This is a genomic window from Streptomyces pactum (genome assembly GCF_002005225.1).
Lineage (GTDB): Bacteria > Actinomycetota > Actinomycetes > Streptomycetales > Streptomycetaceae > Streptomyces > Streptomyces pactum_A.
On sequence record NZ_CP019724.1, the window covers coordinates 3,246,284 to 3,265,368 of the forward strand.

A 19,085-nucleotide genomic window follows, 5' to 3' on the forward strand; every position below is an offset into this window, starting at 1 on the left:
TGACTGGCATCTATCAACTACTCAGAGGGCGTGACCTAGTCCCTGCGAATTCTGGCGATAACGCGAGACACTCCGCCGACTGACTATCGAGGGGCTTCAGGGCCCGAAATGAAATCCAGACCGATATGCCGAAATCATTACATCGATCTGACTGCTATGCCTCTCCAGAAATGTATCGAGCGAGTAGACTCCATTCCAACCAGCGTCGCGCAACTGCGACCCCTCGCAAGGGATCGGTAGTGTGCAGAGATCCGTGCCCTGCATGAAGTGGAGTCGGAGTTCGTTCGCCTCGGAGACGTTCAGCGGATTTCCTCCGATTTGCTCGATGAGTACGTAACGGAGCCCGAGCAGGCCAAGGAGATCGAAATCGGTTACCCAGGCTTCATCCATGAGGCGGTGAGCCTGCCAGTGCATAGCGTCGCGATACACCAGCCTCACCCGGTCAGCCACATCGACGTGAGGAATTCCATCCCAGTAGAGCGAGCCGCGGATCGTGCGATCGACACCGTCCTGGGTGAGTGCCGTTCCAAAGGCCATCGGAACAAGGTCTGAGAGCTTGTCAGGCCACCCGTGAATCAGAGATTGGATCAAATCGCAGGGGTTGTAAACGTGGAGCATGACGTCGCGCTCCACGCCATCAGCTGAGACGTCATCAAGCCACCGCGCCACGAGCCTCTCCCAATCGGGGTTCCCCGCAAAGCACATCCTGCTCTCCTCCCGGAAAGCCGGCCATCTTCCACGGTCCGTAGTACGCGCTGAGCCTGTATAGAGGACTTCACCGATCCCCTCTTCGTCACCGTTCAGCTCGCGGAGGAGATCTCGCTCGTCCAGTGAAGTGCGCTTCTCAAATTTGCCAGCCGCCCGATAGCCCTCGATTTTCCATTGTGGGTTCTCCGCCAGATGCCGGAACACGCCAGGGCGGGCCGCATCATAGCCAGCCGCGAAGACATGTCTGGTGATGTGACAGAGGGCCGAGTACTCCAAGGGATAACCCCCGGTCTCCTCGTACGAATCCGCCCCATTGCCATCAAGCCATGCCGGCGCTTCGATGGGGTCTATACGCCCGACTGCGAAATAGAGGCCGTACGGTGCGACCACAAGGTCTCTCTGCGAGATGCGACGGAATTCCGCTGCGAGGAGATCGCGCGCGCCCGCTTCGGCGGCTCTGCCCAGAATTTCGTGCCAGCCTTTCCTTCGCTCTTCCGGAGAGTTGTAAAAGTAGATGAAATGGTGTGGGGTCACCCGCGGCGGTACCGCCGCTTCGAGGAATTCCACCCGGTCCGCACGCACAGGAACGCCATTGTCGTCCAATGTAAGTTGGTACCCGCGGAGATCGTGGGACCAGTCTCGCGCCATGTTGCTCACTGGGACTCGCAGTTCGCGCCAAGTGGTGGAGACGATCATCGCGCGGATGCGGTCCTTACGGAGCCCCATCTCCTGCTGCAACAGCTCGGCGTACTTCGTGACCTCATGAAGGGCTCGAGCCGAAGTCGAGTCCGATCGCTTCAATTCGATCACCACCCACGACCCGTGGCCGTCTCGAGCCAGGATGTCTATACGCCCGCGCGTTCCATGAGCATTGGGAAGCGGGTACTCCGTGCCAATCAACTGAAGACTCGGCTCGATGAGAGGAAGGCGATTGGCCAGCATGTCGCGCAGTCGTGCCTCGTATGGAACGTTCATGTCGCGCACCTCAAACAAGTCTCGTGTCTAACAGGTCAGTTGACTGACGATCAGTGTCTGACAGTAGGCGATCGGTCCGACAATCCTGACCCCGTTCTCGGCCTCGACCTAACGAAGCCGTGGGTTGCCCGGAGCCAAGGACTGTCAGAAGGTCCACCACCTGGATGAGCTCTCACTTAGGCCCGAGCAGTGGAGATCACGACATGAAGCTCTGCCGTTGAACCCGACGCCCCGCCACGACGCGTGGCGGGGCATCTGGCCGGGGTCAGCGGTGCCGACTGCGCTCTTCGGGCTTCGTAGCCACTGGTGTGGCCGGAGGGTGTGGCGTGGCGGACATGGCCGGTGTTCCGCTGGTGGTACTTCGGCTGCGAGCTGCTTGCGTCCGCCGGTTCGGTTGAGCGGTGATGTGCCAGTTGAGGACCTCGGCGGGGTGCTCGGCGCTGTCGAGTTCCTGCTGGGTGCCCACTTCGGCCAGGAGGCGTCGGGGGTTGTGGCCGGCGGTTTCGGCGTGGGCGAGGGTGGTGGTCAGGGCGGTCCAAGCGGGGTCGGTGAGGATTCGGTCGGCGTGGTCGGGGAGGGCCGCACGAACGTCCTGCTCGAAGCGGCGCGCGGTCGCGGCTCGCGGTGCGCGGCGGGCCAGGTCAGCCAGGACGGGTGCGGCGGCCTGCTGGTAGCCCGCCTGGAGGTGGCGGAAGGCTTCCTCGGCCGCAGCGGCCTGCTGCTCGTGGCCACGCTGCTCGTGCCACTTGGCGGCGGCGCGGGCCAGATGCACGGTGGCGAAGAGCAGGGCGATGGCGAGCCCGCCCGGCTCGCCGGAGGCGTAGGCGAGTTCCTTGGCGGCCTTGCGCAGGGCGGTGGCAGCCTCGTGGTCGGCACGGATGGCGGAGCGGCGAGCGCGGTTGAACGCCATCGCCGCTGAACGCAGTTCCGCCCAGTGAGGGCCGGTCGTGGCGCTGGCGATGTTGTACAGGGCATCGCCGAAGGCGGCCAGGTGGCCCTGGGCGGCCGCATCGTCACCGGAGTCGAGCACGGTGCGTGCCGTGTCTATGGCGGTGGTGGTGTGCCGCCATAGAGCGGCGGGGTCCGCGACATGCCGGGGGCGGTCGGCCACCTTCTGGTCGGGGAGGCGTTCGCGTAGGCGGTTGATGGAGAGGTCGGGGGCGAGTTTGGAGCCGCCGTACCAGACGGGTTCGCCGGCCGCGTTGGTGTCGCCGGGGGCGGCGAGGCTGTAGCCGATGACGTCGCCGGTCTCGGGGCCGAGGCGTGTCTTGACCTTGATGCCGAGGGACTGCAGCACGGTGAAGTAGTCGGCTTCGGTTCGTACGGCGGCGGCGACCGCGTACGCCTGCTCGCGCAGCCAGTGCCGTGCTGTGACCGTCTGGCCCTGGCGCTCGGCCTTGGCGCGTTCGGCGCCGGTGGGGGTGCGGGGCGCGGTGAGGTCGCCGGACGTCAGGCGGCGCAGGCCGAACTCGGCTTCGATCTTGCGGCATTCGGCTTGGGCGCGCTGGCCGTCGTGGTGGGTGCGGGGGCGGCGTCCGTCGGCGCGGACGGTGGTGGCCATGATGTGGATGTGGTCGTCGGCGTGGCGCACCGCGATCCACCGGCATGCCTTCTCGCCACCTTCGGGGGCGATGCCGGCGGCGCGAACGATGCGGCGCGCGACCTCGGCCCACTCGGCGTCGGTGAAGTAGCGGTCGCCGGGCGCGGTGCGGACCGGGCAGTGCCAGACGTGCTGAGGTGGCTTCTTGCCACCCAGTTCGCGGGTGCGCAGGTCGACGTGGTGGTCGAGGCGCTTGGCGAGTTGGGTGTAGGTGGCTGCCGGGTCGCGGCCGGGGTCGGGGGCGCCGGCCATGTCCCAGGCGGCGACTATGTGAGGGTCGGTGTGTTCGTCGCGGCGGCCTGGGCCGAAGAGGTAGACGATCAGTCCGCGGGTGTCGGAGCCGGTGGAGACGTCAGGAACCATGCGCGGTGCCCTCCGTCAGGAGCTGGTCGATCAGCTGGTAGCTGCTCTCGGCTGCTTGCTCTACGCGGTCCAGCACCGCTTCGGCGCGCTCGGGCACTGTTCCTCGGTGGATGGCTGCGGTGATCTGGTTGAGGTTGCTGCCGATGCGGTTCAGCGCGACCGTGTGTGCCTCGAGGGCCTCGATCAGCGGGCGGACTGGGTCGTCCTCCGGGCTGCCGACCAGGCCCGCCTTGCCGAGGGCGACGGCCAGAGCGGCGTCGCCGACGAATCCGGCAAATTTCTGGCCGCGCTGGTGAGCTGCGGCGCTGATCACGCTTACAGCGGTCCGGGTGAAGCGGATGGTCTTCTCCTGGTCGCGCTTCTCCACGGTGCGCTTGCGGTTCATCAGGGCGGGCAGGACGGGGGCGTCGAGGTCCCGCCAGGAGGGCTGCTCGGCGGGCGGTTGGACATCGGCCGGCGGCTGGGTGCTTGGGGCGACGGAGTTGGGTGCGGGCGGGCAACTGGTCTCGGCTATGCCCTCCCCCGGCTCGGGCGCCCCCTGGCGCCCGGCCTTCTCCTCAGCCTCCCCTGGGGCGGGGGCAAGCGCGGACGAAGCCTCGTTACTGACTTCGGCTCGCCAGGGTGAATCTTTGCGAAGTCCCTGATGGGTCTGGAGCGGTGGCTGTATTCCGTGGTGTGTGAGATATGCGGATGGGGGCGGGCTGACCGCTGCGGGACGTCGGCGCCGGGAGTCGGTGCGGATGCAGGCGGCCGAGCTGTTCGAGCAGGAGATCAAGCCGCCGGAGGTGGCACGGCGACTGCGGGTGAGCCTGAAATCGGCCTACCAGTGGCACCAGCTGTGGCGGGACGGTGGTCATGAGGCTCTGGCCTCCCGCGGCCCGAGCGGATCCCGTTGCCGGCTGTCCCCGCGCTGTCTGGAGAAACTGGCTGCGTACCTCGATGAGGGCCCGGCCGCCCACGGCTGGGTGGAGGACCAGGTGTGGACCGCGGCGAGGGTGGCCACGCTGATCGGCCGGAAGTTCCACGTCTCCTACAGCGTCTCCGGTGCCACGAGGCTGATGCACCGGCTCGGCTTCAGCCCGCAGGTCCCCGCACGGCGGGTCGCCGAGCGCGACGAGAGGGCCGTCACCGTGTGGAAGGAGGTGACCTGGGCGGAGGTAAAAGAGCCCGGGCGGCCTGCGGGGGCTACATCTGCTTCGAGGACGAAGCAGGGTTCACGCGGAAGCCGCCCCGGGGACGAACCTGGGGCCGGCGCGGGCACACCCCGGTCGTGACCGTCAGCGGGCGACGCTCGGGGCGGCTGTCGGTGGCCGGACTGATCGCCATGCGGCCCGGCTCCCGTACCCGGCTGTGCCACCGCCTGCGCGCCCACCGGGCGGGCAGAGGCAAACGCCGCAGCATGGGCGAGCGTGACTTCATCGCGCTCGTCGACGGCGTCCACCAGCTCCTCAAGGCACCTATCGTGCTGGTCTGGGACCGCCTCAACACCCACGTCTCTCACGCCATGCGCAAGTTGATCGCCGAGCGCGCATGGCTGACAGTGTTCCTGCTGCCCGCCTACTCACCCGACCTCAACCCCGTCGAATGGGTATGGGCACACATCAAACGCAGCCTGGCCAACCTCGCCGTCGTCGCGCTCGACCGGCTCGAAGCACTCGTCCGTAACCGACTCAAGCGCCTTCAGTACCGGCCCGGCACCCTCGACGGCTTCATAGCCGGCACCGGCCTGACTCTCGACGAACCTGCCTCACCCTGACGAGCCGAAGTCAGTAGAGGCTCGTTCGCTCCAGCTTGCTGCTGATCGGCGGGTCAGGCCGAAGAATCCCTTGCGGTGGCGGACGGGGGAGTTGTCGGTGCTCGTTTCGGACACGGTGGTGCTCCGGTAGTCGTGTGCGGTGGGGCTTCGTCACGTCCGTTGCATCCGTCCCGTAGCTGGTCAGGACAGGTACGGAAGCGGTCGCAGGTACGGAGTGATCCGTATCGGCAAGGAACTCCGTCCCCGCGCTGACCTGCGCGGGGACGGAGGCGACGGATTGATACGGAGCTGGTGTCAGCGAGTGGGCCTGGGGCCGGCAGGCCCACCGGGCGGCCCGATGGGCAACGTCCCCGACGGAGGCGTCGGTGGCTTGCCCTGGGCTCGACGTGCGACCACGGTCTCGCCGGCTGCGGGGATCGGCTGGGCGGGGTCGGGGCAGTAGCGGGCCCAGGCGTCGAGGAACTGGTTACGGGCGTACGCCTTGGCCTGCCTGCCGTTCTCGAAGCGGTGGTTGGCCGGGCTGATGCCGAAGTCGCGCAGCAGGTTGGCCAGGTGGTAGGCGTTCAGGCCCTTCGTCCCGTACTCGGCCCAGGGCGCCTCGGCGTCCTGGATGAGGGCGGCGAGCAGATCGTGGCTGCGCAGAGCCTCCCGGTCGCCCTGCTGCTCGAAGACGCGGCGGATGTCCCGGAGCAACCGGGTCTTCAGGGTCGTCTGCTCGTCCTGGACCACCTCGTTCCGGGTCATCGCCAGGCAGGCGGCACGGGCCTGGGCGGGCCAGTGGCCGCCGGCCAGGTCGGCGACGATCACCAGGGGCTCCCAGGTGTCCGCGGCCCGGTCTTCGACCGGCATCGGTGGCACCAGCCGGTGCGCTGTCCCGCACAGCGGGGTCAGCCACGCGGCCAGTCGGTCGCGCAGCGCGTTCAGTTCCGGGACGGAGTGCCGGGAGCGGAAGGGGGCGACCTTCTCGCCGGGCTTGCGCTTCTGCATGCGGAGCACGACGGCGCGATCCATGATCGTGTCCGGCAGGTCGCCGATGCCTGCCAGCGCGGCCATGGCGAAGGTGGGGAACGCGGTGGGCTTGTGCTCCGGGCCGGAGATCCGCCAGGCGGGGCGGTTGCGCTGGTGGCCGGCGTTCAGCAGGCCCCGGAGGTCCTCCTTGTCGCCGGCCTTGGGGCCGAAGATGGTGTCGGCCTCGTCCACCAGCAGCGTCGGCGGATCCTCGCCGATGATCCGGAAGACCACCGCCGGCGAGGTGTTCACCGTCATCATCGGCCGGGACACGGTCTCGTGGAGCACGTCCAGGACCCGGGACTTGCCGCACCCCTTGGTCGGTCCCACCACCGCCAGGCGCGGTGCGTGCTGGAGAGCCGGCTGGATATGGGAGGCCGCCACCCAGAGGGTGACTGCGGTCAATACCTCCTCGCTCGGCAGCACCACGTACCGGCCGATCGCCGCACGTAGGTCATCCAGCAGCGCGGCTCCTTCTTCGGCCGTCTCGCCGCCCGTACCAGCGCGGTCCCCGGTCCCCGATCCGCCGTCGGGGACCACGGTCCCCGCAGATGCGCGGGGACCGTGGCTCTCAAGATTGGCTCGGAGAGCGCCGTGCTCGCCCAGAATTCGGGGACCGGGTTCGGGGACCGGCGGACCGGAAGTCACTGTCCGGTCCCCGGCTTCCGGTTCGACGGGACCGGTCCCCAAGGCGCTGACCTGCGCATGTTCCACGCTGACGGAGTTTCGGTCCCCGACCGGAACACCCGTCGAAGCAGGGGACCGTGACTCCGTTCGGTCCCCGTTGCGCCAGGGGATGCCCTGGCCGGGGACCGCGGGGGTGGGCCAGACAACCTCGGATGCGTTCGAGGCGGCGGGGGACGTAGGGTCCTCCATAGACGTTCCTCTCAGGTGAGGGACGGGACGGGCAAGGTCCCGCCCCTCACCGGTTCGTTCGTTCAGGGATGGGCGACGTGCAGGGGAATCTCCGGCCCTCGGCGTTGGCGCGCCGGGGGCCGTTGCTGTGTCCGGGACTGCTGGCGGCTCACGAGGCCAGGCCCCATTCCTCCTGGCCGTCGATCAGCGTGCGCTCGTAGCGCAGCAGCTCCGCCTCGGGGTACAGCACCCGCTTGCCGATCTTGATGCCGCGCGGCCCCTTCTGGATGTGGCGCCAGTAGCGGACGGTGCTCTCGGCCGTGCGGTAGCGCTCGGCGACCTCGGTGGTGGTCAGGTATCGCATGCATTCCCATTCGACTAGGCGACGATTCGATCTGCATAGAGTTGTACCCCAGGATCGGCGGTTACCCAAATCGGGAAGCTCATGTTTCAATTGGGATAGCGATGGTGATGATGGAGGTTCGATGGCAGGCGACAAGCCCGAGGGTGGCGAAGTGCCACTGCTGTACAGCGAGGGGAACGTGGCCGCACGCGTCGCCCTAGAGCGCGAGGTCAGAGGGTGGAGCACGACCGAGCTGGCGGAGCGGGTGACCAGAGCCGGCATCAAGATGAACCAGACAGCGGTCTGGCGCATCGAGAACGGCACCCCCCGCCGGCGCATCAACCTCGACGAGGCCCTCGCCTTCTCCCGCGTCTTCGAGCTTCCTCTCGAAGAGCTGATGTCACCGCCCCTGGAGGGGCTCGACATCGACAGTCGACGGCTCGTCCAAGAGGCCGTCGAGGCGTTCTACGAGGCCCGAGACGCGCGCGACCGCCTCCATCACGCCGTGGTCGCCATCGCCGACCACATCAAGGCCCATCCCGACAGCTCGCGGGCGATCCACGAGCAGTGCCTCCGCCTCATGGGCGACGAGCGCGACGCTCGCACGCTCAGCAGCGACATCGAGGACGACGGCCACTACTGACAACCGACAAGAAGGAGAGGCCACTTGGCCAACATCCAGAAACGCCCCAACGGCAAATGGCGTGCTCGCTACCGCGACCTCGACGGCAAGGAGCACGCCCGCCACTTCGACCGCAAGATCGACGCCCAACGGTGGATCGACGAGGTCACGGCCAGCCTGGTCACCGGTCAGTACGTCGACCCGCGGTCGGCGAAGAAACCCTTCAAGGACTACGCGGAGGAATGGCGGGCCATCCAGCCGCACCGCCCTTCCACGGCCAAGGCGGTGGCCCAGCACCTGCGCTGCTACGTCTACCCGGCTTGGGAGAAGCGGGCACTCGGCGCGATCAAGCCCGGCGACGTACAGAGCTGGGTCACCAGCCTGAGCACCACGCACGGGCTGGCCGCCAGCACCTCACGGACGGTCTTCAACACGGTCAACGCCGTCTTCCGGGCGGCCGTCCGTGACCGGATGATCCCTCACAACCCGTGCGCCGAGGCGAAGCTGCCCTCGGTGCCCCGGAAGAAGATCGTGCCGCTGGCCGTCGAGCAGGTGCGGACGCTGTCCGAGGAGATGCCCGCCCGGTACAAGGGCCTCGTGCTGCTCGGTGCGGCCACCGGGCTCCGTCCCGGCGAGTTGTTCGGCCTCCAGCTCCGGCACGTGGACCTGCTGCACGCGACCGTCTCGGTCGAGCAGCAGATCCAGCAGACCGCCAAGCACGGCGTGTACGTCTGTCCGCCCAAGACCGCTCGCTCGCACCGCACGGTCCCGCTCCCCCGCATGGCGGTGGATACGATGAAGGCCCACCTGCGGGACTTCCCCGCCGATGGGCCCGAGGGCTGGATCTTCACGGCGCCGCAGGGCGGACCCGTGGTCTACACGCACTTCATGGACGGGTCCTGGCGGCCCGCCTGTGCGAAGGCCGGCATACCGAAGGGCACCGGACCCCATGCCCTCCGGCATCACTATGCCAGCCTGCTGATCAAGCACGGCGAGTCCGTGAAGACGGTCTCTGAGCGTCTCGGCCACACCAACGCGGCCATGACGCTGAACATCTACACCCACCTGTGGCCCGACTCCGAGGAGCGGACCCGGGCCGCCGTCGACAAGGCGTATGCGGACCAGTCCGCCGATGCCCAACCCCAGGTCGACGAAGCGGCGTAGCCGCTACCCCGCGCGCTGACCGAAGTCAGCACGCTGCGGACTCCGTGCGGACCGCAAAGGCCGCCCAACCCGCTCCGCCGCAGGTCAGACGGCCTTTCGCCGAACGTATTAGACGTTGAAGCGGAACTCCACCACGTCCCCGTCCTGCATCACGTAGTCCTTGCCCTCCATGCGCGCCTTGCCCTTGGCGCGGGCCTCGGCGACGGAGCCGGTGGCGACCAGGTCGTCGAAGGAGATGACCTCGGCCTTGATGAAGCCCTTCTGGAAGTCGGTGTGGATGACACCGGCGGCCTCGGGGGCGGTGGCGCCCTTCTCGATGGTCCAGGCGCGGGATTCCTTGGGGCCGGCGGTCAGGTAGGTCTGCAGGCCCAGCGTGCGGAAGCCGACGTGGGCGAGGGTGGCGAGGCCGGGCTCCTCCTGGCCGACGGACTGGAGGAGTTCCAGGGCCTCGTCCTCGTCCAGCTCGGCGAGGTCCGACTCCAGCTTGGCGTTGAGGAAGATGGCCTCGGCGGGGGCGACCAGGGCGCGCTGCTCGTTCTTGAAGTCCTCGTCGGTCAGCTCGTCCTCGTCGACGTTGAAGACGTAGAGGAAGGGCTTGGTGGTGAGCAGGTGCAGGTCGTGGAGGAGCTCGGCGCGCTCGCTGCCCTGGAGGATGCCGTGTGCGAAGAGCGTGTCGCCCTTCTCCAGGATCTCCTTGGCCTCCTCGACCGCCTTGACCTTGGGCGCCACGTCCTTCTTGATCCGGGACTCCTTCTGGAGGCGCGGGAGGACCTTCTCGATGGTCTGGAGGTCGGCGAGGATCAGCTCGGTGTTGATCGTCTCGATGTCGTCCTTGGGCGAGACCTTGCCGTCGACGTGGACGACGTTCTCGTCCTTGAAGGCGCGGATGACCTGGCAGATCGCGTCGGACTCGCGGATGTTGGCGAGGAACTTGTTGCCCAGGCCCTCGCCCTCGCTCGCGCCGCGCACGATGCCCGCGATGTCGACGAAGTCGACCGTGGCCGGGAGGATCTTCTCGGAGGAGAAGATCTCGGCCAGCTTCGTCAGGCGGGGGTCGGGCACGCCCACCACGCCGACGTTGGGCTCGATCGTGGCGAACGGGTAGTTGGCCGCCAGCACGTCGTTCTTGGTCAGGGCGTTGAACAGGGTCGACTTGCCGACATTGGGCAGACCGACGATTCCGATCGTGAGCGACACGTTGCGACTTCCCGTACGTGAGGATGCGGAGGAGGTGGGGCGGGCCGGGCAGGGCCGATCCACCAGTCTACGGGGTGGCCGGTACCGGCCCCGCGCGGTGTCGAACGCTTGGCCAAGCTGTGCCCGACGGCGTGTCTGTCGGGCTATTCGGCACATAAACCGACCTAAGTTGGTCCAGTGGAGCAACACGGGACGCGACCTGCGCAGTACGGACCGCGACGGGGCCGGGCGCCGCTGCCCCCGCAGGGGCGGGGAGCGGGCGGCGCCGCGGTCGGGCGGCCCGTCGCGCGCCCGGCCGGTCCGGGCGCGGGCGGCGATCCGCGCAGGCAGGCCGCGGCACAGCCGACGACGGCACGGCCGGTGGCGCGGTCCGGTCCTCCGGTGGTGCGGGCGCTGCGGGCTTTGCGCGGGATGCCCAATCCGAGGCTCACCGGACTGGGCGGCGGCCTGTTCTGCGCGGCGGTGATGCTCGTGCTCGGCTTCCTCGACCGGTCGCTGTTCGGCGCGTCCCTCACGGTGTACGGCGTGCTGTTCCTGCCGGTGAGCCTGCTCACGGCGCTCTGGGTGCGCAGAGGCGACCTGCTGACCGCACCCGTCGTCGTGCCGATCGCCTTCGCCGTGGGCCTGGTGGCGGTCGCCGACGGCGGCGAGGGGCTGGGCGGGCGCCTGATGGCACTGGTGACCGCCCTGGCCACCGAGGCAGGCTGGCTGTACGGCGGGACCCTGGTCGCCGGGTCGACCGTGATCGTGCGCAGGGTGCGGCTGCTGCGCCGCCGGGCCGCCGCCGCCCGGAACCGTCCGCCGGTGTGACGGCCGGGGTCAGCCCGCGACGGGCCGGCCGCTTCCCTCCGCCGCGCGCATCGCCGCGCCCACGATCCCCGCGTTGTTCTGGAGCTGCGCGGGGACGATCTCCGCCTGGACGCCCTCGATGTGGTGCAGGAACTTGTGCGCCTTGCGGCTGACCCCGCCGCCGATGACGAACAGCTCGGGTGAGAGCAGCATCTCGACGTGGGCGAGGTAGCGCTGCACGCGGTGGGCCCAGTGCTCCCAGGACAGGTCGTGGTCCTCCTTGGCCTTGCTGGAGGCGCGCTTCTCCGCGTCGTGGCCGTCCAGCTCCAGGTGGCCCAGCTCGCTGTTCGGGACGAGGACGCCGTCGGTGAAGACCGCGCTCCCGATGCCGGTGCCGAAGGTGAGCAGGACGACCGTGCCCTTGCGGTCGCGTCCGGCGCCGAAGTGCATCTCGGCGACGCCCGCCGCGTCCGCGTCGTTGACGACCGTCACGTCGAGCCCGCCGAGCCGCTCGCTGAAGAGGGCGCGCGCGTCCGTGTCGACCCAGTTCTTGTCGACGTTGGCCGCCGTGCGGACCATGGCGCCGCCCGTGACCACGCCCGGGAAGGTGAGCCCGACCGGTCCGGTCCAGCCGAAGTGCTCGACGACCTGTTTCACCCCCTCGGCCACGCCGTCGGGGGTCGCAGGGTGCGGGGTCAGTACCTTGCAGCGCTCCTGGGCCAGGTCGCCCCTGTCGAGGTCCACAGGGGCGCCCTTGATCCCGGATCCGCCGATGTCCACGCCGAAGATCTGCATGGCACCACGTTACGACGGACGACTGACGGTCACGCCCCCGCGGTACCCGAGCCGCCCCGCTCCGCCACCAGGGACGTGGCCTCCTCGCGCAGGTCGCGGCGGAGCTCCTTGGGCAGCGAGAAGATGATCGACTCCTCGGCGGCCTTGACGATCTCCACGTCCTCGAAGCCGCGCTGCGACAGCCACTCCAGAACCTGCTCGACCAGTACGTCAGGGACGGAGGCGCCGGAGGTGACGCCGACCGTGGTGACGCCCTCCAGCCAGGACTCGTCGATCTCGTCGGCGAAGTCCACCAGGTACGCCGCGCGGGAGCCCGCCTGCTTGGCGACCTCGACGAGGCGCTTGGAGTTGGAGGAGTTGCGCGAGCCGACGACGATCACCAGCTCGGCCTCGGCGCCCATCTGCTTCACGGCGAGCTGGCGGTTCTGCGTGGCGTAGCAGATGTCGTCGCTCGGCGGCGAGATGAGCTGCGGGAACTTGTCCTTCAGTGCGTCGACGGTCTCCATGGTCTCGTCGACGGAGAGGGTGGTCTGGGAGAGCCAGACCACCTTCGACGGGTCGCGGACCTCGACCTTGGCGACGTCCTCGGGGCCGTCGACGAGCTGGATGTGGTCGGGGGCCTCGCCGGAGGTGCCGATGACCTCCTCGTGGCCCTCGTGACCGATCAGGAGGATGTCGTAGTCGTCGTTCGCGAAGCGGACGGCTTCCTTGTGGACCTTGGTGACGAGCGGGCAGGTGGCGTCGATGGTGGCGAGCCTGCCGCGCTCGGCCTCCTCGTGGACCACGGGGGCCACGCCGTGCGCGGAGAACATCACGATGTTCCCCGGGGGGACCTCCTCCGTCTGCTCGACGAAGACGGCGCCCTTCTTCTCCAGGGTCTGGACGACGTACTTGTTGTGGACGATCTCGTGCCGGACGTAGACGGGAGCCCCGTACTGCTCGAGGGCTTTCTCGACGGCGATCACGGCGCGGTCCACACCCGCGCAGTAGCCACGGGGGGCGGCGAGCAGGACACGGCGGCCGGGCGAAGCAGTCATGGCACCCATCGTAAGGCCGCGTTCGGCGGGTCAGAGATCGCGTGGGTGCGACGTCGCCGGGGAGACTGGCGGGGACGTTGACGGGGACGTTCCGAGGCACAGTCCGATGCGCTGGCGGAGGCACGATGTCCGAGACCGGTACGGCGGCCCAGGGGGCCGGTGGGGAACACGAGCTGAAGCGCAGCCTGGGCTTCAGGGACCTGGTCGTCTACGGGCTGCTGTTCATCGCCCCCATGGCGCCGGTCGGGGTCTTCGGCACGCTGGACGCCAAGTCGCACGGGGCCGTGGCGCTCGTCTACGTCGTCGCGACGATCGCCATGGCGTTCACCGCGTTCAGCTACGCCCAGATGGTGCGGGTGGTCCCCCAGGCGGGGTCGGTGTTCGCCTACGCGCGCGCGGGGCTCGGCAACGGGGCCGGATTCATCGCCGGCTGGATGGCGATGCTGGACTACGTGCTCATCCCGGCGGTGGCGTATCTCTTCTCCGGCATCGCGATGGAGGCGCTGGTCCCCGAGGTGTCGCGGTGGGTGTGGACGGCGATCGCGGTGGTCGTCACGACCCTGCTGAACCTGTGGGGGGTGCGCGCGGCGGCCCGGGTGGGCTTCCTGGTGCTCGCCATGGAGATCGCGGTCCTGGTGGTGTTCGTGGTGGCGGCGATCGTGGTGCTCGCGCGCGACGGGGCCGAGCGCGGGTGGCTGTCGCCGCTGTCCGGGGACGGCACGCAGGGGGCGTTCGCGCTGTCCGCGGTGGTCGGCGCGGTGTCGGTGGCGGTGCTGTCGTACCTGGGCTTCGACGCGATCGCGACCTTCGCGGAGGAGGTCACCGGCGGTTCGGCGAAGGTCGCGCGGGCGCTGCTGTTCTGCCTGGCACTGGCGGGCGTGCTGTTCGTGGCGCAGACGTACCTGGTGGCGCTGCTGGAGCCGGTGTCGTCGGCGGAGCTGGCGGCGGAGCCGGAGCGGCAGGGGTCGGCGTTCTACGACGCCGTGGACGCCTCCGTGGGCACGTGGCTGCACGACCTGGTGGCGGTGAGCAAGGCGATCGGCGCGGCGTTCGCGGCGCTGGCCGGGCAGGCGGCGGCCGGGCGGCTGCTGTTCGCGATGGGCCGCGACCGGCGGCTGCCGAAGGCGCTGTCGCGGACGGACTCCGGGGTGCCTCGCGTGGCGCTGCTGGTCGCGGCCGTGATCACGATGGTGGCGGCGGTGTGGGCGGCGCGTCGGGACGACGGTCTCGACCACCTGGTCTCGGTGGTCGACGTCGGCGCGCTGACCGCGTTCACGATGCTCCACGCGAGTGTGGTGGGCTGGTTCGCGATCCGGCGCGGCGCGGGACCGGTGAGCTGGTGGCGGCATGTGTTGATCCCGGTGCTCGGGGCGGTGATCACCGTCGCGGTGATCGTGGAGGCGTCGGGGACCGCGCAGGTGGTGGGGGCGGTGTGGCTGGCGGTCGGACTGGTGGTGCTGGTGGCGCAGGCGCGCGGCAGGCGGTCCGCGGGGACGTGAGGCCGGTGAGCCGAGGCCGGCGAAGGGCGGCTCGCGCGCCGGGCCGGGTTGTCACACCCGGCCGTTACGCTCGGGCGCATGGCTGTTAACTCGACCCCCGAAGCGCCCCTGCCCGTGGGTGAGGTGTCACGGCTGATCGGGGGCTGGATCGACCGGCTCGGCGGGGTGTGGGTCGAGGGGCAGATCACGCAGTTGTCGCGGCGGCCGGGTGCCGGTGTCGTGTTCCTGACGCTGCGCGATCCGTCGTACGACATCTCCGTGAGCGTGACCTGCTACCGGCAGGTGTTCGACGCGGTGGCGGACGTGGTGGGCGAGGGCGCGCGGGTCGTCGTGCACGCCAAGCCGGAGTGGTACGCACCGCGCGGGCAGTTGTCGCTGCGGGCCGCCGAGATCAAGCCGGTGGGCGTCGGGGAGCTGCTCGCGCGTCTGGAGCAGCTCAAGAAGGCACTCGCGCGCGAGGGGCTGTTCGCGCCGGAGCGCAAGAAGCCGCTGCCGTTCCTGCCGCAGTTGATCGGCCTGGTGTGCGGGCGGGCGTCGGCGGCCGAGCGGGACGTCCTGGAGAACGCCCGGCACCGCTGGCCCGCCGTCCGCTTCGAGGTGCGCAACGTCCCGGTGCAGGGCGTGCACGCCGTGCCGCAGGTGGTGCAGGCGGTGAAGGAGCTGGACGCGATGGACGACGTCGACGTGATCGTCGTCGCGCGGGGTGGTGGCAGCGTGGAGGATCTGCTGCCGTTCTCCGACGAGCAGTTGGTGCGGGCGGTCGCCCAGTGCCGTACGCCGGTCGTCTCCGCGATCGGGCACGAGCCGGACAATCCGCTCCTCGACCATGTCGCCGACCTGCGCGCCTCCACGCCGACCGACGCCGCGAAGAAGGTCGTACCGGACGTCGGCGAGGAGTACGAGCGGGTGCGCCAGCTCCGCGACCGTGCCCGGCGGTGTGTGGCGGCGTACGTGGACCGCGAGGAGCGGGGGCTGGCCCATGCGCTGGCCCGGCCCTCGATACAGGACCCGCACCGGATGATCGACGAGCGGGCCGAGCAGGTGACGGCCCTGCTGGAGCGGGGCCGGCGCTCGCTGCGGCACCACCTCGACCGGGCCGACTCCGAGCTGACGCACACGCACGCGCGCGTGGTGGCCCTCTCCCCCGCCGCGACCCTGAAGCGCGGGTACGCCGTGCTGCAGCGGGCCGACGGCCACGCCGTCCGGGACCCGGGCGAGGTGGAGCCGGGCGAGACGCTGCGGGCACGCGTCAGTGAGGGTGACTTCTCCGTACGAGTCGACGCATAGGGTGGGTGGATGACCAGCGAGGTGGAGCAGCCGACGGCCGTGTCCGAGGCGCTCGGGTACGAGCAGGCGCGGGACGAGCTGATCGAGGTCGTACGGCGGCTGGAGGCCGGCGGTACGACGCTGGAGGAGTCCCTCGCCCTGTGGGAGCGGGGCGAGGAGCTGGCGAAGGTCTGCCGCCGCTGGCTGGACGGCGCCCGGGCCCGCCTGGACGCGGCGCTGGCCGAGGAGGCCGAGGAGGCCGGGGCGCGGGACGCGGACGCGGACCGCTAGCCCCTCCGCCGGCGCGTCGCGCCACGGGCGCGGGGCCGGCACGGGCGCGGGGCCGGCACGCCCGCCTGATCCGCCGAACGGTCCCCGGCCGCGAGGAGGCGGGCGGCCCTCTCCGCACTGTCCCGCGGCGGCGCGGGGACGGACGGGCGCCCGCTTCGCGCCGCTCCTCGGGGCGGGGACGGACGGCCTACTTGGCGGTGTCCTCGGCCAGGGTGTGCGCGACGAGCGCGTTGGCGTGCCCGTGGCCCAGTGCGTGCTCGGCCTTGAGCCAGGCGACGAGCTCCATGTGCTTGGTGAGCGGCGAGGAGCGGATCAGCTCCTTCCACTCCGCGACCGGGCGGCCGTACTTCTTCTCGATCGACGGGAAGTAGGAGGCGGGGCCCTTCACGGTGGCGGTCATGTCGGCGTGCTCCCTGTGTGCGAGTGGCGGTGTGCTGCCCGGTAAGACCGCGAGAAGCGGGAGAACTGATCGCCCCGCCGATGTGATCTGCGACACCTCACCCTCGGGGGCACGGGACGGAACCACGGCACGTCCGGCGTCGCCGGACGGCCCCCTTGCCGCATACCCCGCTCGCCCGGCACGCCCGGAGCCGCGGCGCCCGCCCCCGCACGCCTCGGCCATGTGAAGCGGATCACCGCACTCCCGTTTTGGTTGAAGGTTGAACTTCATTCCCGTAGCGTCGTGCCCGTCAACGGCTCCCCGCCGATCTGCGCGGAGCGCCGACGTACACCCCGAGGAAGTTCACGTATGTCTCTCGTTCTTGACCCCGCCGCCCAGGACCTGCTGTTCCGCGAGGCCCGCACCGCGAACACCTTCACCGACGAGCCGGTGACCGACGAGCAGGTGCAGGCGATCTACGACCTGGTCAAGTACGGCCCGACCGCCTTCAACCAGTCGCCCCTGCGCATCACGCTGGTCCGCTCCCCCGAGGCCCGCGAGCGCCTCGTCCGGCACATGGCCGAGGGCAACCAGCCCAAGACGGCGTCCGCACCGCTGGTCGCGATCCTGTCGGCGGACAACGAGTTCCACGAGGAGCTGCCGCAGCTCTTCCCGCACTTCCCGCAGGCCAAGGACGCCTTCTTCAGCGAGCGCCCGGTGCGGGAGGGCGCGGCCACGCTGAACGCCGCCCTGCAGGCCGCGTACTTCATCGTCGGCGTCCGCGCCGCGGGCCTGGCCGCCGGCCCCATGACCGGCCTCGACTTCGACGGCGTCCGCAAGGAGTTCCTGGACGACGACCACACCCCGCTGATGGTCGTCAACATCGGCCGCCCGGGCCCGGACTCCTGGTTCCCGCGCTCCCCGCGCCTGGCGTACGACGAGGTCGTCACCACGGTCTGAGCCGCGCGGCCCCGATGACCTGACGAAGCCCCCGGCGAAGGGCGGATTCTCGGGGTCCTCGCAACACCTGATGGCTTACGCGGCTGTCAGTAGATCACGCAGGCACTCGGCTGGGGTTCTCCAGCCGAGCGTTTTGCGTGGCCGGCCGTTGAGTTGTTGGGCAACGTGTTCGAGGTCTTCGGCGCTGTGCGCGGACAGGTCGGTGCCCTTGGGGAAGTACTGCCGCAGCAGGCCGTTCGTGTTCTCATTCGACCCGCGTTGCCAGGGGGAGTGCGGATCGCAGAAGTAGACCGGCACTCCCGTGGCGACGGTGAGCTGCTTGTGGGAGGCCATCTCGCAGCCCTGATCCCAGGTCAGCGAGCCGCGCAGGTGCTCGGGCAGGGTCTGGATCAGCGGCACCAGCACGTCGCGGACTTCCTCGGCGGTGTGTCCGCCGGGCAGGTGTCCGAGCATGACGTAGCGGGTGGAGCGCTCGACCAGGGTGACGATCGCGCTGTCGCTGCGGGGACCGACGATCAGATCGCCTTCCCAGTGGCCGGGAACCGCCCGGTCTTCCACCTCGGCAGGCCGCTCGGAGATCATCACCATCTCGTCGACGAAGCGGCGAGTGCGCTGCTCCGGGCTGCGGTGAGGCTTGCGGCGGGTGCGACCGCTGCGCAGTGCGACCGCGATCTCACGGCGCAGGCCGCCTCGGGCCTGGACGTAGATGGCCTGGTAGATCGTCTCCGGACTCACCCGCATGCTCTCGTCGTCGGGGAACTCGATGACCACAGCGTGACTGATCTGCTCTGGAGACCAGCGTTCGCGCAGCTTGTCCTCAACGTATCGACGCAGCGGCCCGTCTGCGGCGAGCTTCGAGGTCTTGGGCCGTGACCGGCTCTCGGCCCAGGTCCGCTGGGCCCGGTGCGGCCGGTAGACGCCGTCGACTGCCCGGGCGTCGATCTCCCGTTTGACCGTGGACGCCGGCCGTCCCAGAGCCCGCCCGATCGCCCGCAGCGAGTGGCCGGCCCGGTGCATGTCGGCGATCGTCTCCCGCTCGGCCACGTTCAGGAACCTGGGGTGCAGCGGCGCGTCGACCGCCGCGAGAGGCGGCTGGATGATGGTCACACCGGTCTTATAGACGATCAGGCGGCCGTCAGGGCGCAGTCGCGAATGGCCGATCTGCCGGATGCCCTGGTCCCAGTCGTGGGCCGTGCGCACGTGGACACCGACCTGCGCGGCGGCATCCCGGCGTCGGACTCCGGCCGCACGCAGCCGCTCGTACTCCGCCCGACCGGGATGCCCAGACGTGCCGGACTTACCGCGACCGCGGACACCAGCCTGGCGGGCCCATCCGAACGCCGTATTGCGGTTCACTCCGACCGCGCGAGCAGCAGCGGTGACGCTGCCGCCCTCCCGATCCAGCGCCTCGAAGAACTTCGCCTTCAGCACCTCAAAATCCACGATCCCCGCAGCTCCCTGAACTCCAGGGTGTTGCG

General features: G+C 69.7%; 18 protein-coding genes. 8 read left to right on the plus strand and 10 right to left on the minus strand.

All coding sequences use genetic code 11. The features are described from left to right. Window positions 1-96: 96 nt before the first annotated feature. From B1H29_RS13140 to B1H29_RS13150, 3 genes are all read right to left on the minus strand, one after another. Window positions 97-1,683 carry an endonuclease NucS domain-containing protein gene (locus B1H29_RS13140; RefSeq protein ID WP_159027816.1) on the minus strand — a complete coding sequence of 529 codons (1,587 nt, stop codon included), beginning with the start codon at window positions 1,681-1,683 and terminating at the stop codon, window positions 97-99. A 265-nt stretch (window positions 1,684-1,948) separates the two neighbouring features. Next, entirely contained in the window at window positions 1,949-3,646 is a 1,698-nt protein-coding gene (locus tag B1H29_RS13145) for a relaxase/mobilization nuclease domain-containing protein (RefSeq protein ID WP_055418063.1), read from the minus strand. Next, the gene (locus B1H29_RS13150) at window positions 3,636-4,160 is read right to left on the minus strand and encodes a hypothetical protein (protein WP_055418937.1); all 525 of its coding nucleotides are present in this window, start codon (window positions 4,158-4,160) and stop codon (window positions 3,636-3,638) included. The genes B1H29_RS13145 and B1H29_RS13150 overlap by 11 nt, the downstream gene beginning before the upstream one ends. Window positions 4,161-4,323: 163 nt before the next feature. Here B1H29_RS13150 and B1H29_RS40185 point away from each other — a divergent pair. Next, a protein-coding gene (locus tag B1H29_RS40185) for an IS630 family transposase (protein ID WP_432280061.1) occupies window positions 4,324-5,402 on the plus strand; the annotation gives its coding sequence in 2 pieces (ribosomal slippage) (window positions 4,324-4,825 and window positions 4,825-5,402; 1,080 coding nt in all). Between the two features lie 294 nt (window positions 5,403-5,696). On the opposite strand, the gene B1H29_RS13165 is transcribed toward B1H29_RS40185, so the two are convergent. Both B1H29_RS13165 and B1H29_RS13170 read right to left on the minus strand, forming a co-directional pair. Then, entirely contained in the window at window positions 5,697-6,950 is a 1,254-nt protein-coding gene (locus tag B1H29_RS13165; RefSeq protein ID WP_055418064.1) for a DUF3631 domain-containing protein, read from the minus strand. 484 nt (window positions 6,951-7,434) lie between these two features. Further along, a complete protein-coding gene (locus B1H29_RS13170; RefSeq protein ID WP_043473837.1) occupies window positions 7,435-7,629 on the minus strand; it encodes a helix-turn-helix transcriptional regulator in 195 nt (64 codons plus the stop codon). 121 nt (window positions 7,630-7,750) lie between these two features. Here B1H29_RS13170 and B1H29_RS13175 point away from each other — a divergent pair, with 121 nt between their 5' ends. Both B1H29_RS13175 and B1H29_RS13180 read left to right on the plus strand, forming a co-directional pair. Beyond that, window positions 7,751-8,251 carry a helix-turn-helix transcriptional regulator gene (locus B1H29_RS13175; RefSeq protein ID WP_055418065.1) on the plus strand — a complete coding sequence of 167 codons (501 nt, stop codon included), beginning with the start codon at window positions 7,751-7,753 and terminating at the stop codon, window positions 8,249-8,251. Window positions 8,252-8,275: 24 nt separating this feature from the next. Next, window positions 8,276-9,394 carry a tyrosine-type recombinase/integrase gene (locus tag B1H29_RS13180; RefSeq protein WP_055418066.1) on the plus strand — a complete coding sequence of 373 codons (1,119 nt, stop codon included), beginning with the start codon at window positions 8,276-8,278 and terminating at the stop codon, window positions 9,392-9,394. A 108-nt stretch (window positions 9,395-9,502) separates the two neighbouring features. Here B1H29_RS13180 and ychF read toward each other — a convergent pair whose 3' ends face one another. Further along, complete coding sequence (gene ychF / locus B1H29_RS13185) at window positions 9,503-10,591, minus strand: redox-regulated ATPase YchF (protein ID WP_055418067.1); 1,089 nt, start codon at window positions 10,589-10,591, stop codon at window positions 9,503-9,505. 177 nt (window positions 10,592-10,768) lie between these two features. Here ychF and B1H29_RS13190 point away from each other — a divergent pair, with 177 nt between their 5' ends. Next, window positions 10,769-11,401 carry a DUF6542 domain-containing protein gene (locus tag B1H29_RS13190; protein WP_063787495.1) on the plus strand — a complete coding sequence of 211 codons (633 nt, stop codon included), beginning with the start codon at window positions 10,769-10,771 and terminating at the stop codon, window positions 11,399-11,401. A 9-nt stretch (window positions 11,402-11,410) separates the two neighbouring features. Here the strand turns inward: B1H29_RS13190 and ppgK are convergent, their stop codons facing one another. Further along, complete coding sequence (gene ppgK, locus B1H29_RS13195) at window positions 11,411-12,175, minus strand: polyphosphate--glucose phosphotransferase (protein ID WP_055418069.1); 765 nt, start codon at window positions 12,173-12,175, stop codon at window positions 11,411-11,413. Between the two features lie 29 nt (window positions 12,176-12,204). Beyond that, window positions 12,205-13,221 (minus strand): 4-hydroxy-3-methylbut-2-enyl diphosphate reductase, encoded by a 1,017-nt coding sequence (locus B1H29_RS13200; protein ID WP_079160199.1) that lies wholly within the window; start codon window positions 13,219-13,221, stop codon window positions 12,205-12,207. Window positions 13,222-13,337: 116 nt separating this feature from the next. Between B1H29_RS13200 and B1H29_RS13205 the strand changes: the two genes are divergently transcribed. From B1H29_RS13205 to B1H29_RS13215, 3 genes are all read left to right on the plus strand, one after another. Further along, window positions 13,338-14,711 (plus strand): APC family permease, encoded by a 1,374-nt coding sequence (locus B1H29_RS13205; RefSeq protein ID WP_055418070.1) that lies wholly within the window; start codon window positions 13,338-13,340, stop codon window positions 14,709-14,711. Between the two features lie 78 nt (window positions 14,712-14,789). Next, window positions 14,790-15,998 carry an exodeoxyribonuclease VII large subunit gene (xseA, locus tag B1H29_RS13210; protein ID WP_055418071.1) on the plus strand — a complete coding sequence of 403 codons (1,209 nt, stop codon included), beginning with the start codon at window positions 14,790-14,792 and terminating at the stop codon, window positions 15,996-15,998. A 9-nt stretch (window positions 15,999-16,007) separates the two neighbouring features. Beyond that, entirely contained in the window at window positions 16,008-16,268 is a 261-nt protein-coding gene (locus tag B1H29_RS13215) for an exodeoxyribonuclease VII small subunit (protein WP_055418072.1), read from the plus strand. Between the two features lie 187 nt (window positions 16,269-16,455). On the opposite strand, the gene B1H29_RS13220 is transcribed toward B1H29_RS13215, so the two are convergent. Then, a complete protein-coding gene (locus B1H29_RS13220; RefSeq protein ID WP_055418073.1) occupies window positions 16,456-16,668 on the minus strand; it encodes a DUF4287 domain-containing protein in 213 nt (70 codons plus the stop codon). 348 nt (window positions 16,669-17,016) lie between these two features. Between B1H29_RS13220 and B1H29_RS13225 the strand changes: the two genes are divergently transcribed. Beyond that, window positions 17,017-17,607 (plus strand): malonic semialdehyde reductase, encoded by a 591-nt coding sequence (locus B1H29_RS13225; RefSeq protein ID WP_055418074.1) that lies wholly within the window; start codon window positions 17,017-17,019, stop codon window positions 17,605-17,607. Window positions 17,608-17,682: 75 nt separating this feature from the next. Here B1H29_RS13225 and B1H29_RS13230 read toward each other — a convergent pair whose 3' ends face one another. Then, complete coding sequence (locus tag B1H29_RS13230; RefSeq protein ID WP_234392994.1) at window positions 17,683-18,807, minus strand: IS30 family transposase; 1,125 nt, start codon at window positions 18,805-18,807, stop codon at window positions 17,683-17,685. Window positions 18,808-19,085 lie beyond the last annotated feature (278 nt).